The organism is Alteromonas sp. MTD1 (assembly GCF_042848195.1).
Lineage (GTDB): Bacteria > Pseudomonadota > Gammaproteobacteria > Enterobacterales > Alteromonadaceae > Alteromonas.
Genome location: NZ_BTGG01000005.1, coordinates 275205 through 289319, shown reverse-complemented (window position 1 = coordinate 289319; position 14115 = coordinate 275205). Strand labels below are relative to the sequence as shown.

At 44.3% G+C, this 14115-nt stretch carries 9 protein-coding genes and 3 tRNA genes; 4 read left to right on the top strand and 8 right to left on the bottom strand.

From position 1 onward, the window contains the following. Positions 1–270: 270 nt before the first annotated feature. The 6 genes from ACGHAV_RS08885 to ACGHAV_RS08860 all read right to left on the bottom strand — a co-directional run bounded on the left by ACGHAV_RS08885 (position 271) and on the right by ACGHAV_RS08860 (position 4684). Positions 271–347, bottom strand: a tRNA-Arg gene (locus ACGHAV_RS08885). Between the two features lie 53 nt (positions 348–400). Beyond that, positions 401–477 (bottom strand) — tRNA-Arg (locus ACGHAV_RS08880). Positions 478–515: 38 nt separating this feature from the next. Beyond that, a tRNA-Ser gene (locus ACGHAV_RS08875) sits at positions 516–607 on the bottom strand. A gap of 465 nt (positions 608–1072) precedes the next feature. Then, positions 1073–1264, bottom strand: coding sequence for a carbon storage regulator CsrA (gene csrA / locus ACGHAV_RS08870; RefSeq protein ID WP_013785064.1), 192 nt, complete (start codon positions 1262–1264; stop codon positions 1073–1075). A gap of 131 nt (positions 1265–1395) precedes the next feature. Continuing rightward, entirely contained in the window at positions 1396–3993 is a 2598-nt protein-coding gene (gene alaS / locus ACGHAV_RS08865) for an alanine--tRNA ligase (protein ID WP_390379252.1), read from the bottom strand. Positions 3994–4234: 241 nt separating this feature from the next. Next, on the bottom strand, positions 4235–4684 hold the full coding sequence (locus tag ACGHAV_RS08860) for a regulatory protein RecX (RefSeq protein WP_390379249.1): 450 nt from the start codon (positions 4682–4684) through the stop codon (positions 4235–4237). Positions 4685–4832: 148 nt separating this feature from the next. On the opposite strand from ACGHAV_RS08860, the gene ACGHAV_RS08855 reads away from it, so the two are divergent. Both ACGHAV_RS08855 and ACGHAV_RS08850 read left to right on the top strand, forming a co-directional pair. Then, positions 4833–6071: a GNAT family N-acetyltransferase gene (locus ACGHAV_RS08855; protein WP_390379246.1), complete on the top strand. Its 1239-nt coding sequence runs from the start codon at positions 4833–4835 to the stop codon at positions 6069–6071. Further along, complete coding sequence (locus ACGHAV_RS08850) at positions 6061–8136, top strand: M13 family metallopeptidase (RefSeq protein ID WP_390379243.1); 2076 nt, start codon at positions 6061–6063, stop codon at positions 8134–8136. The genes ACGHAV_RS08855 and ACGHAV_RS08850 overlap by 11 nt, the downstream gene beginning before the upstream one ends. A gap of 92 nt (positions 8137–8228) precedes the next feature. Here the strand turns inward: ACGHAV_RS08850 and ACGHAV_RS08845 are convergent, their stop codons facing one another. Beyond that, positions 8229–9866, bottom strand: a complete 1638-nt coding sequence (locus tag ACGHAV_RS08845) for a SulP family inorganic anion transporter (RefSeq protein WP_390379240.1) — start codon at positions 9864–9866, stop codon at positions 8229–8231. 203 nt (positions 9867–10069) lie between these two features. Here ACGHAV_RS08845 and ACGHAV_RS08840 point away from each other — a divergent pair, with 203 nt between their 5' ends. Both ACGHAV_RS08840 and ACGHAV_RS08835 read left to right on the top strand, forming a co-directional pair. Next, positions 10070–11008 carry a hydrogen peroxide-inducible genes activator gene (locus tag ACGHAV_RS08840; RefSeq protein WP_390379237.1) on the top strand — a complete coding sequence of 313 codons (939 nt, stop codon included), beginning with the start codon at positions 10070–10072 and terminating at the stop codon, positions 11006–11008. Positions 11009–11103: 95 nt separating this feature from the next. Beyond that, a complete protein-coding gene (locus ACGHAV_RS08835) occupies positions 11104–11991 on the top strand; it encodes a LysR family transcriptional regulator (protein WP_390379234.1) in 888 nt (295 codons plus the stop codon). A 60-nt stretch (positions 11992–12051) separates the two neighbouring features. Here the strand turns inward: ACGHAV_RS08835 and ACGHAV_RS08830 are convergent, their stop codons facing one another. Next, the gene (locus ACGHAV_RS08830; protein ID WP_390379231.1) at positions 12052–14073 is read right to left on the bottom strand and encodes a methyl-accepting chemotaxis protein; all 2022 of its coding nucleotides are present in this window, start codon (positions 14071–14073) and stop codon (positions 12052–12054) included. Between the last annotated feature and the right edge of the window lie 42 nt (positions 14074–14115).

Genomic DNA, 14115 nt, shown 5'->3' with positions numbered 1-14115 from the left:
AGTTACATGATTCACATTAAGTTTAGTTTATTTTTTAAACGACGCGCTTAGACAATAGTGGAATCGTCAATATCCTCTTCGACACGCTTTAAAATCATATGACGTTTTTTGAATAGAGAATATGCTGTAAGTATTCTAAAGCGTGTGACTAGTCGAAAGCACAGGGCGAAGCCCGGAGCACTTACAGCGAGCTCATACAACCCTGTGAAATATTGATATTTTTGCAGAGGTATAAAAAAACCCACCTCAATGAGGTGGGTTTTTCTAATATGGCGCGTGTGGAAGGATTCGAACCTCCGACCGCCTGGTTCGTAGCCAGGTACTCTATCCAGCTGAGCTACACACGCGTTAACTTGTATACTTCCGATTTTCACATCGAAAGGTGACGCTTTAAAGTAAGTGGCGCGTGTGGAAGGATTCGAACCTCCGACCGCCTGGTTCGTAGCCAGGTACTCTATCCAGCTGAGCTACACACGCGCAAAAACTTTTTGTTGACCGCCACTACCAACGAATAATGGCGGAGAGGGAGGGATTCGAACCCTCGATACGCGTATATGCGTATGGTTCCTTAGCAGGGAACTGGTTTCAGCCACTCACCCACCTCTCCGTAAGTGCGGGGTGCATTTTACGGATTCATGGCCTTGAGTCAAACCTTTTTTATAAAGAAAATGTTCGCTCGCTGGCTTTTTATGCGATTCGTTCAAAAAAGAGGTGTTTTGTATAGCTAACATACAATTTATCTTTGATTAGTTAGGGTTTTCTTAATTAAACACTGCACTTTTCTGTTGTAAGTTTAAGCAGCAATTTGTGTTTGTGCGTCGAAATTCCTTAAAAAAATAAATTCATTTGAAAATTGTTTTAGTTTTTTTCAAAGACGACACGTTCTCACATAAAAAATTGAAACTAAAAGCGCCATATTTATGAGATTTAGACAATGCCACATCCGCATTTTTTACTCCGCTTGTAATAGGTAGTGAATATAGCGTCTATTCAACACCACTTTTCAGAAGTGCTTACTAGAAACAAAAAAGGCCAGCTTTCGCTGACCTTTCCAATGAAGAGTATTATGCAATTACTCAGCAGTACCAGGCTGACCGCCTTTCTCTGCTTGAATGCGCATGTATATTTCTTCACGGTGCACAGAAACTTCTTTTGGTGCATTAACACCGATTCGTACCTGATTCCCTTTTACACCTAGTACAGTGACAGTTACGTCGTCACCAACCATAAGCGTTTCACCAACTCGACGAGTCAAAATAAGCATTCGCTTGCTCCTGTTCCTTATATATGAACATATCCTTTTACTTTTGCTTTTACAGGCACGACCCCGTAAAAGCGGCAGTGATTCCCTGTTTCTGTGTCACTTCAAAAACTCACTGTTATTCACAAAAATAATTATAGCTTATCTTGCAACCATGCGTTAACCGAATCTAGCGCAGCAGGGAGACTTTCTGGCTTATCGCCACCCGCTTGAGCCATATCTGGACGGCCGCCGCCCTTACCACCAACCTGTGAAGCCACAAAATTAACTAATTCGCCCGCTTTCACTTTTGATGTTAGATTCTTCGTAACACCAGCAATAAGGTTTACTTTTGTATCGCCTGCAACACCTAGTACTACGATACCCTCGCCAATTCGGTTTTTAATGTCATCCATCATTGAGCGTAAAGACTTCGCTTCAACACCCTCTAAATTAGCAACGAGAACCTTAACGCCATTTATTTCCACTGCATTATTAAGCATATCAGCACCCTGCTGACTCGCCAGCTTTTGTTTCGCAGAATTAAGCGCTTTTTCTAGTTCTTTAGTTTGATTTTGTAATGCTGTAACGCGTTCTACTACGTTTTGACTATCTGTTTTTAGTAAAGCAGATAACGAAGACAGCGTCGCTTGCTGGGCTTGAACTACGTTCATTGCCTGTACGCCGGTTACTGCTTCAATACGTCTTACGCCAGATGCAATGCCTGCTTCACTGGTAATTTTAAACAAGCCAATATCACCTGTGCGCGTTACGTGAGTACCGCCGCAAAGCTCTACTGAGAATGGCCCCATAGTAACAACGCGCACTTTCTCGTCGTACTTTTCACCAAATAGTGCCATTGCACCAGACGCTTTCGCCTCTTCCAGTTCCATCAATTCAGTAGCAAGAGAGTGGTTTGCACGAATCTCTTCGTTAACGCGACGCTCTATTTCAGCAAGCTGCTGTGCAGTTACTGCTTCAAAATGGGAGAAGTCAAAGCGAAGGCGAGGTGCCTCAACCAGTGAGCCTTTCTGTGTAACATGCTCGCCTAATATTTCACGAAGCGCAGCGTGCAATAAGTGCGTTGCACTGTGGTTTTTCTTGATGGCTTCGCGGTTTTCCGCATCAATAGCCGCAGTAGCAATGTCGCCTTTCGAAACTAAGCCTTTAACAACGCCTTTATGTGCAAAAGCATTACCCATTTTCTGCGTGTCTGTAACAATAAATTCACCGTTAGCTACACGTAAAACACCTTTGTCGCCCGCTTGGCCACCGCTCTCAGCATAAAATGGCGTACTGTCTAGCACCACTACACCTTCTTGACCATCGCTTAGGCTGTCTACAAATGCGTTATCAGCAATAAGCTCTACCACGTTTGCTTGGCCCTCTACGTCGGTATAACCCGTAAACGCAGTGGAGTGTTCAATCGCCAGCTTATTGTTGTAATCGGCACCAAAGTTACTTGCTTGCTGAGCACGTGCGCGCTGCGCTTGCATCGCAGCCTCAAAGCCTTCTTCATCAATTTTAAGCTCGTGCTCACGCGCAACATCGTTAGTCAGATCAGTAGGAAAGCCGTAGGTATCATAAAGTTTAAATACTACGTCACCGGGTATAGTGTCGCCTTCCAAGCCTTCAAGCGTGTCGTTTAGCATGGCCATACCGCGAGCCAGTGTTTTGCTAAATTGCTCTTCTTCAACGCGTAATACTTTTTCTACTACCGGCAACTGGTCTACGAGTTCTGGATACGCTTCGCCCATTTCTTTTGCTAATGAGGCAACCAACTTGTAGAAGAAAATGTCGTTTGCACCCATTTTGTAACCGTGGCGAACTGCACGACGAATAATACGGCGTAATACATAGCCGCGCCCCTCATTCGATGGCATAACACCGTCGCAAATAAGGAAGCTACAAGAACGAATATGGTCGGCGATAACACGAAGAGATTTATTTTCCAAATCATCGGTGCCAACAATAGATGCTGCAGATTTAATCAGGTTTTGGAACAGGTCAATTTCATAGTTACTGTGAACGTTTTGCAAGATAGCAGAAATACGCTCTAGCCCCATTCCCGTGTCGATAGAAGGTTTAGGAAGAGGTTCCATGGTACCGTCAGCTTGCTTGTTAAACTGCATAAATACCAGGTTCCAGATCTCGATAAAACGATCGCCATCTTCTTCAGGCGTTCCTGGAGGACCACCCCAAATGTGTTCGCCGTGATCGTAGAAGATTTCAGAACACGGACCACAAGGACCGGTATCACCCATTGACCAAAAGTTATCCGATGTACTGATGCGGATAATTTTTTCTTTTGGTACACCAATATGGTTTTCCCATATATCGAACGCTTCATCGTCTTCCGAGTATACGGTTACTAACAGCTTCTCTTTTGGTAAACCTACTTCTTTGGTCAAGAATGTCCATGCAAATTCGATGGCCTCTTTTTTGAAATAATCACCAAAGCTAAAATTGCCCAGCATTTCAAAAAAGGTATGGTGACGGGCAGTATAACCAACGTTTTCAAGGTCGTTGTGCTTACCACCTGCGCGAACACATCGCTGCGATGACACTGCACGCGTATAGCTGCGCTTTTCGGCGCCAAGAAACGTGTCTTTAAACTGATTCATGCCCGCGTTAGTAAAAAGAAGCGTGGGATCATCTGCTGGTACCAGTGACGAACTTGCCACTGCTTGGTGGCCATGACTTTTGAAATATTCTATAAACTTGTTACGCAAGTCAGCAGTTGATAATGTCATTGAAAACCTAACTTCCTTTATTCTATTAAATGGGTGTGCATCGCTTTAGCGAGTAGCGTTTTACATGTATTAAAACCATGCTGGGCGTGCACCAAAATATCCAAGTAGGGATATGGGTGCTTTTATATGCACAGATTTGCGCAACGATACCATGGAAAGCGCGTTTCTGTTAAGACCAAGCAAGCGCTCGTTAGCATAATTTTGACGTATATATTATGTGTGATGGCAGATATTCACTGAATTAGTCGCTGCTTACCGCATAGTCAATGTGCTCTTGATAAAAACCGCGGTACTGCAGAAACTGCTTTTGCTTTTGACGAGCGGCATAGTCGGTCTCATAAAATTCGCCAAACTTTTTAATTTTTACCGTCTTCGCACTTTCAAACCAATCAGCATCGATTTCTTCTAATGCTTGATGAGCGCAATACTCATCAACACCGTATTGTTGCAGGTCGAGTTTTATGGTTCTAGGCCCTTTCCCTTTAAGGTAAAGCGCTCTTGCTCGACTTTCGGCAAACCTTGCATCGCTTTGTATATCAGCTGTTCTGAACTCTTCTAGAATGCCGATAAAGTCTTCCGTTGGCATACCCTTTTGCTTTAACTTTCTCACGATTTCGTTAAAGCTATGTTCTCGTCGTGCCAACATGCGAGTAATCGCGTCGGTAATGATTTTTCTATCAAACTCTGACATTTTGTGTGAACTTACTCTAAATATTATGACGTATTACTGTATTTTACAGATGTTATTAGCAAGATCAGTTTGATTTTGGAATTTCGCGTTCATACCGCAACGCTTTACCGCTTTCATCTTGCTACAAAAGAGCGTCCTTGCGAACTTCATGAATTATAGAATAGCCACCTTTAGCCAGATATCGCAGGTATCTAAATCTGATTGGAATCACCTTGCGAAAGATGCAGGGCCTTTCCTTCAATATGATTTTTTACATGCACTTGAGCAAACAGGTTGCTGTGATAGTGAAACAGGCTGGGAACCTTGCCATGTCGCTATTTTTTCCGATGATAAAATGGTTGGAGCTATTCCTGGATACCTGAAAACACACAGCTACGGTGAGTATGTTTTCGACCATGCATGGGCAAACGCCTATCACCAACATGGTTTATCGTATTACCCAAAATGGATTGCTGCTATACCGTTTACCCCTGTGACTGGCGCTAGATTACTTACGCACGATAAGGGCCTTGTAACGCCTGCGCTGTTAAACGACATAAGCAACACGCTGCAAACCCACACAAACTCCACATATGACGAAGCGCTCTCTTCGATGCACTGGCTATTTACATCGCAAGAACAACAGGCGCTTTTAACGCAAGATTCTACAAATTTAGTGCGACACGCGGTGCAGTTTCAGTGGCACAACTATAACTATTCGCAGTTTGACGATTTTCTTGGCGCACTTACATCAAGAAAACGTAAAGACATCAAAAAGCTGCGACGTAAGCATCAAGAAGCTGGTATTCATTTTAGCTATCACACCGGTGACGATATACAAACTGACACGCTCGCATTTTTCTTGGAATGTTACCAAGCCACCTATTTAAAGCGAAGCGGACATACTGGGTACCTAAACGATGCTTTCTTTAGCAGTTTGCACAACACTATGCGTAATAACATGCTTATTGTTGTTGCTCATCAAGACCAGCAGCCTGTCGCTAGCGCGCTATTCTTTTACGACACAACAGGTTTGTACGGTCGTTATTGGGGCGCATTGAAAGAGATTGACGGCTTACACTTTGCCTGTTGCTACTTTGAAGGTATTGAATTTGCCATTGCCAACAAGCTGCCTCTTTTTAATCCTGGCACGCAGGGAGAGCACAAAATACTGCGTGGTTTTGAACCTATCTATTGTTATTCAAACCACCAGCTTTTTGAGCCAGCATTTGCCAATGCTGTGGCGCAGTTTTTACAGCAAGAAACACAACATCTTGCAAACTATTTTAATCAGGCTCGGAATGCATTACCGTTTAATCAGGAATTCGTGCCTTTATTAAAAACAACACGTGTTAAACACCCTAACGACGACACGCATAACCACAACGAGAAAAACTATGAAATATAACTTACTTGCCGTTGCTATAGCGGCATCACTGGGCCTTGCTGGCTGCGGTCAACCTGAACAGGCGAAAGATCAAACGGTACAGGTTGAAGCACCTGAGGTGAAAGGCGAAGCTGAGCTTGGATCATTCGGTGTAGACTTATCAGCACGCAACGAAGCTGTTAAACCTGGCGATGACTTCTTTATGTATGCCAGCGGCACCTGGTATGACAACTATGAGCTACCCGCCGATAAGACTCGCTTTGGCGCATTTACCGCGCTTGCTGAGCGCAGTGAAGAGCAAGTTAAAAACATTATCGATGGTTTACTGGAAAAAACATCATTAAACGCCGAAGAGCAACTTGTACATGACTTTTTTGTAGCCTACATGGACACAGACACCATCAATGAGAAAGGCATTACGCCAATTAATGATGTACTGCAGTCTATAGATGGCATTGAAAATACTACAGACCTTACTGCAGCGTTTGGCAAAAGTTGGCTAGTTGGCTCAAAAACGCCTATTGCCGGCGGCATGTGGTACAACCGCCTAGATCCGAACGAATACCAGCTTAGTGTTGGCGTAAGTGGCTTAGGCCTTCCAGACCGTGATTACTACTTAAGCGACGCTGAACGTTTCGTAGATATTCGCAACGCCTATGTTGCCCATATCGAACAAATGCTTAATTTTGCGGGTGTGGAAAATGTGGCAGAGAAAGCGGCAAACATCCTAGCACTTGAAACGCAAATTGCTGAAGTACAATGGCCACGTGAGAAGCGTCGTAACCGTGATTTAACGTTGAACCAAATTGACCGTAGTGAGCTTTCAGACGAATACCCGGGTTTTGATTGGGACACCTATTTCGCACAAACAGGATATAAGGTTCCAGCGCTTAACATTACACAGCCTGAGCCAGTGAAAGAAGTTATTAAGCTTATCAATGAAGCCGACCTAGCTGACTGGAAGGCCTATTTGAAGTATCACACAATTTCAAATAACGCAGGTTTGCTATCAGAAGAGATTTACCTTGCTAACTTCGACTTCTTTGGCCGCACGCTAAGCGGACAGCAAGAGCCTCGCCCGCGCTGGAAGCGTGCAGTTAGCCAAATGTCTGGCACTGAATCGCTGGGTTTCGCAATTGGTAAAATTTACGTAAACGAATACTTCCCAGAAAGCTCTAAAGCACAAATGGCAGAGTTGGTTGAAAACCTTCGTACCGCATTAGGTGAGCGCATCGACAATCTTGATTGGATGGGTGAAGAAACCAAGGTAAATGCAAAAGAAAAGCTAATGGCGTTTAACCCGAAAATTGGGTATCCAGATGAATGGCAGTCGTTTGAAGGACTATCAATCTCAGACAAAGACCTTATTGGCAACGTAAGAGGTTTGCGTGAATTCTTCCAAGCACAATCCGTTGAACGTGAACTTGAGAAAACTGACCGCAATCGTTGGGGTATGACACCACAGCGCGTAAATGCCTACTACAATAGCTCGTTTAACGAAATTGTATTCCCAGCAGCCATTTTACAACCTCCGTTCTTCGATCCTAATGCTGATGCAGCTGTAAACTATGGTGCCATTGGTGCGGTTATCGGCCACGAAATGGGGCATGGATTCGATGACCAAGGTTCAAAGTCTGATGCAAATGGTATTCAGCGTAACTGGTGGACAGACTCTGACCGTGCAGCATTTGAAGAAAAAGCGGACATGCTTGCAGAGCAATACAGCCAGTACGAGCCTATTGAAGGTAACTTCGTAAACGGTCGAAACAGCTTAGGTGAAAATATTGGTGATGTGGGTGGTCTAGCAATGGCATACCACGCTTATAAGCTTAGCTTGAACGGCGAAGAAGCACCGGTAATTGATGGTTTAACAGGCGATCAGCGTTTCTTCTTGGCATGGGCACAAGTGTGGAAAGAAAAGCGCACCGAGCAAAGCATGCTTAACCAACTACGTGCTGGTACTCACGCACCGGGACGCTACCGTGCACAAGCACCGCGTAATCACGACGCGTGGTACGAAGCATTTAATGTACAACCAGGTGATGCACTGTACTTACCTCCTGAAGAGCGTGTACGCATTTGGTAATAGTTTTATAAACCAATAAAAAAGCCCTCCAATTGGAGGGCTTTTTAGTATCTGGCGTATTTAAGTGCTCAGTGTCTGAGACTTAACAAATTCTAAGACTGCGCTGCGGTTTGAAAGCGAGCTTGTGTGCTCTCAGTCCCCGCTACATGCTTTTTTGCATGTAACAATGCCTCGTGTAGCGTTGCGTAATTAGGAATACCTGGATGCGCTTCATTAACGCCTTCAAGCACCTTATTTACTTCTTCGTTTGCACCACAGATTAATAACTGTCTACCTGCAGCCAAGGCATCAGAGGTTACGGTATCAACCGCCATTGCTGCAGACACGTCCATTAACGGTACACGAGAGAAATCTAGAATTGTGAATTTAGAGCCTGGCTTCACGCGCTCACGCACGTGGTGACCTAAATCGGCTGCCGCACCGAAACTTAACGGACCGCCAAAGCTGAAGATAGACACTTTACCTTTCAACGACTCAAGAAGCTCATTTTCAGCAGGATCATTCAATGACTCTGGAATTTTATTAAGCTCTTCAATTTGAAGCTTTGCGATTTGCTTCACGTAAGCAAGTGCAGCGAATACAACGCCCACACCAACTGCAGTAATCAGGTCAACGAACACAGTAAGACCAAGCACCATTAGCATAAGTGCGAAGTCCCAGCGAGGACCTTTGTGTGCGCGTTTCAGGTAGCTCCAATCAATAATATCTAAGCCTACTTTAACCAGGATACCAGCAAGTACTGCGTGAGGGATTTGAGCGGCAAGAGGGCTTAAGCCTAACACAATGGCTAGCAGTACCAATGCGTGAGTCATTCCAGAAATATTGTACTTACCGCCGCTTCGGATATTAACCACGGTACGCATGGTTGCACCTGCACCTGCGATACCACCAATTAAACCCGCAAAAGTATTACCAATACCCTGACCGATAAGCTCTTTATTACTGTCGTGACGTGTGCGCGTCATGTTGTCTGCAACCAACGATGTCAGCAAGCTATCAATTGCGCCCAGAACAGCAAGTATAAAGGCAGCTTCTAAGATAAGTAATGCTTTGCTTTGGTCAAACACAGGTAGATGTAAACTTGGAAGACCTGTTGGAATATCACCTAGTACAGGTACTGATAATGTTAAGCTAACCAATGTACCAATGATTAATGCAGCAAGTGCACCAGGAACAAACTTACCTAATACAGGTGGCCACTTATAAGCAATAACCAAGGTTCCTAGGCCCAGTGCAAGGGTAATAAAGTCGATATCAGCTAACGCAGTTGGAAGGTATGTAAGTGCACCAATTGTGCCGCCCGGAGGCTCGTGCCCCAACAAACGACCAATTTGAAGAATAATAATGATGGCACCGATACCTGACATGAAGCCTGAGATAACCGGGTAAGGGACTAGGCGAATGTATTGACCCACGCCTAAGAAACCAAACACTATCTGGAAAATACCGGCCAATATTACCGCCGTAAAAATAAGGCTTGCATCGCCCGACAAACTAGCAAACAAACCAGCAAGAACAACTACCATTGGGCCAGTAGGGCCAGATATCTGAGCAGGTGTACCGCCAAACAATGCGGCAAAGAAACCTACTGCAATAGCGCCATACAGACCGGCCATTGGGCCAAGACCAGAAGCAACACCAAGTGCAAGCGCGAGTGGCAGAGCAACGATACCGGCGGTTAAACCACCCGTAAGATCGCCTCGAATATTAGATAGATTAATTTTGACCATATTTCTTCGCCCCTTTGAGGTTGGCTACAGCGGAAATAACGTGATCCATTAATAGCTCCCAATTAAATAGTTTTTATCATTATGTTAATACTTTAGTGTCACTTGATAGATTAATAGTTTAATATACTAGTTCGCGATAGCCATTTACTATCAAGTGGCTAACAAACTTGCTATCAGCCTAACTACATCTCGGAAATTCTTGTATGCAACTTAGCGGTAAAACCCCGTCCATCAACCAAATTAGGTACTTTGTTGCAGTGGCAAAATATTTAAGCTTTCGACAAGCCGCTGGGATACTGGGAATAAGTCAGCCTACTTTGACCAGTCAAATAAGTGCCCTTGAAACCACGTTGGGCATTAACTTGTTTGAGCGCTCGCGCACCGGAACACTGTTGTCACCTCAAGGGAAAGCGTTATTGTCGGTAGCAGAAGAAGTCCTGCAGTCGACACAGCGCTTTAGTGAAATTGCCCGAGATTTGTCTGAAGGCGACATTGTGACTTATCGTTTAGGCATTCCACCTACACTAGGCCCTTATTTGTTGCCTTTTGTTTTACCCGATTTGCACAAGCGCAAACCAGGCCTACGTTTTTATGTGCGTGAAGCTGCACCAAGTGCCTTACAGCATGGATTGTTGCGTGGTGAATACGACCTTATTCTTGCACCTTTATCGGGTGAAAACTCACAACTTATTACGCAGCCCCTTTTCAAAGAGCCGCTTAAGTTTGTTATTCCATCTGACCACAAATTAGCAGGAAAAGCGTACGTTAGACCAGAAGAGCTAAAAGGTGAAAAAGTGCTCACATTGGAAGACCGACACCATTTCCACCATCAGGTACAGCGCATTTGCGATGATATTGGTGCAGATCTTCAACGGGATTATGAGGGCACCAGTTTAGATACACTCCGCCAAATGGTGGTAATGGGAATGGGCGTTGCCTTTTTACCAGGGCTTTATATTCACTCTGAATTGCACAAACCCGAAGCATTGCATGTGTGCGAAATTGCCGATTTACCAATAGAGCGCCAACACGCTCTAGCTTGGAGAAACACGGCTCCTGGAAGAAAGACGTTTAGAGAAATATCAATTATTGTGAAAGAAATAATAGAGGCACGTCTTTCTACCGCCGTCTCTATATCGTAAACGTTTTAGTTATGACCAACAGCAATAAATAACGCACAACAAAGCATGAATAAAAGTGTTAAGTTATCTTAAAACCATTTACTTTGTTCATGCTAATGATTGACCGACAACATCTACGCATTGTTAAAGCTATTCAGACACAAGGCACCGTTACCGATGCCGCAAAATCCTTATTTCTAACGCAGTCGGCGCTAAGCCATGCAATTAAAAAGCTTGCGGCAACATACAATGTGCCACTGTGGGAAAAAGAAGGCAGGCGCTTACGTTTAACTCAAGCAGGGCATAGTGTGATGGCGCTGGCCGACCGTGTACTCCCTCAGTTTGAACATACCGAGGAACAGCTAAAGCGCTTCTCTGAAGGTAAGCAAGGTATATTGCGAATTGGTATGGAATGCCACCCTTGCTTTGAATGGTTACTGAAGGTTGTAGCGCCCTTCCTTAAAGCTTACCCTGATGTCGATGTAGATGTTATGCGCGCATTCTCATTTGGTGGCCTTCAAGCTTTGCACGGTTACGATATCGACCTGCTACTTACCCCTGATCCATTAAAACTTAATACTATTACTTACACACCCGTTTTTGAGTATGAACAAGTATTAGTCATGCACAAAATGAACACATTGGCTGACAAGCCATTTATCACACCCACTGACTTAGCCAATGAAACACTAATTACTTACCCAGTAGAGCAAAGCCGGTTAGATGTGTTTTCTCAATTTCTAACGCCTGCGCAATGCTCGGTAAAACGTCACAAAACCATTGAGACAACTGAAATTATTCTGCAAATGGTAGCTGCAGATCGCGGTGTTACGGCACTACCTAATTGGCTAATTGACGAACTGGATGATAATACCAATCTTGTCTATCGACGTCTAGGTAAGCATGGACTGCCTAAAACTCTGTATATTGGGCATAGAAAAACGAACGATGCTCTTGGCTTTGTAGAAGAATTTATAAAGCTAGCGTGCGAAGTGCGCGCCTAATGACATAAAAGGCGGAAGGCACATGTGCTCCCCCGCCCATTTAATACTACTTTTCTAGGACTAAATTCTAAATTGTCCTACTAGCTCTTTTAAGTCTGTAGATACGGCGCTGAGTTGGGTTGCCTCTACAGCAAGCTCTTCTGCATGCTGACTGGTGCGATCGCTCAAGCTCGTAATAGCCACAAGCGACTCATTAATATCTTGCGCCACTTCAGTCTGTTGCTCTGTAGCTAACGCAATATGCGTACTTTGCTCGTGAACCTGCCCAATGGACTCAGTGATGTCTTGTAATGTAACTACCACTTTTTCAGTTTTTTCAACACCTGATTCAGAGCGCAGCTTTCCAGCCTGCATCACTTGGTCGGTTTGTTCAGCCATACTTTGCAGCCTTTCCACCATTCTACCAATATCAGTCGTCGACTCTTGAGTACGGCTAGCAAGTGAGCGTACTTCATCAGCAACAACAGCAAAACCTCGTCCTTGTTCTCCGGCTCGCGCCGCTTCAATTGCAGCGTTTAGTGCCAACAGGTTAGTTTGCTCAGCAATACTATTAATAACATCAACCACTGCACCAATGTTGTCCGACTCTTTACTTAGCCCGCTTACAACATCAACCCCTTCTTGAATAGAGTCAGCAAGCGCGCGTATTTCCGTCATTGCTTCTTGAATTTGTGCACTTCCACTTTGTACAAGCTCATCTGCTTTTGTTGCTGCGGTGCTAGATTGCGCTGCATTTTGAGATATCTCGTCAACGGTCGCGGCCATTTGTGTAACTGCAGTAGACACATTATCAACCTGACTACGCTCTTGATTTATCTCTTGGCTGGTTGCATGACTTACATCGCGAAGGTGGTCGGCTGCATCGGATACCGCTTTTGTGCTTAGCGCTGTATCTTTAAGAAGGTCGCGCAATTTATCGGTAAAGGTATTAAATTCAACGGCGAGTGCGCCGATTTCATCGTTACTTTTTACTTCTAGACGCTTAGTAAGGTCTCCATCGCCTCGCGCAATTTCTGCCATGGCACTGCGCATTTCTGCCAACGGCTTAGTCACTTTGGCACTAGCAATATAGGTAATTAGCGCAATTAAACCAATGATAACAAAAGCTACAACTGTAGCCGTTGTAATGGCTGTATTAATAGGCGTGTTAATAATGCTTGCAGGTATGAGTATACCTAGCGACCAATTCATCTGGGGCGTATCTAAAGCAGCGTGCTCAAACACGGCTACGTATTCTTCCCCCTTCCAAATCACGGGTACTATACCTGACGAGTTGGCTGAAATTGCAGATGCTAATTTAGTAAAGCCTTGTGTGTCGTTAAATGCATTATCAAAGTTACTGATAGCGGAGCTAAGCGGCAGTTCAACTGACTGTTTAGGGAAATAAACTATGTTTTGATTTTCATCCAACAAAAAGGCAGTACCTTGGTTTTCGTAGCGAATGGTATCTACCACTTTACCCACGGTGCTGATTAAGATATCAACGCCGCCTACACCCAGTAACTTTCCATTTTGATAAACCGGCGTTTGCACTACTGCAGACACACTACCATCCTGTGAGTCTACCGCAGGTGGCGTAACATACAGTTTGCCTTGAGAAACGGCTGTGGTGAACCACGGTCGTTTAGTAGCAAAATAGCCCTCATTCGGGTTACCGGCATTCGGCCCGTCCGTGTCTACTCCTACTCGTCCTTCTTCATAAAAGTATTCGCCAGTTAGCGCAGAACCAAAGAAAGCAGACTTAATTACCGGGTCTTCACTACTTACATTTTCAAACAGTGTATAAATGCGAGTAGCGTCGTTCATTTGCGCTTCTGAGGCGCCGCGGGCGGTGTGTTCAGCAAAGAAGTCTTTTAAAAAAGGACTACTTAAAAATGCTTTTGCAACGCCACCGTAAGTGGCAAAGAAGCCTTTCACATCATTCGCTTCACGTGCCACAAGGGCTTTAACTTCCTTTTCAACTCTAAGTCGGGTGTTGTCAGCAACGGTGTTCACTAAAAACAAAGCTGTTATTAGCAACATAAATGCAATACTGCCACCCACTATAAGCATGAACTTTTTTTGCAGTGATATCGACTTCATTGATACTTCTCATTCTTATTATTACTAAATACCAACAACACC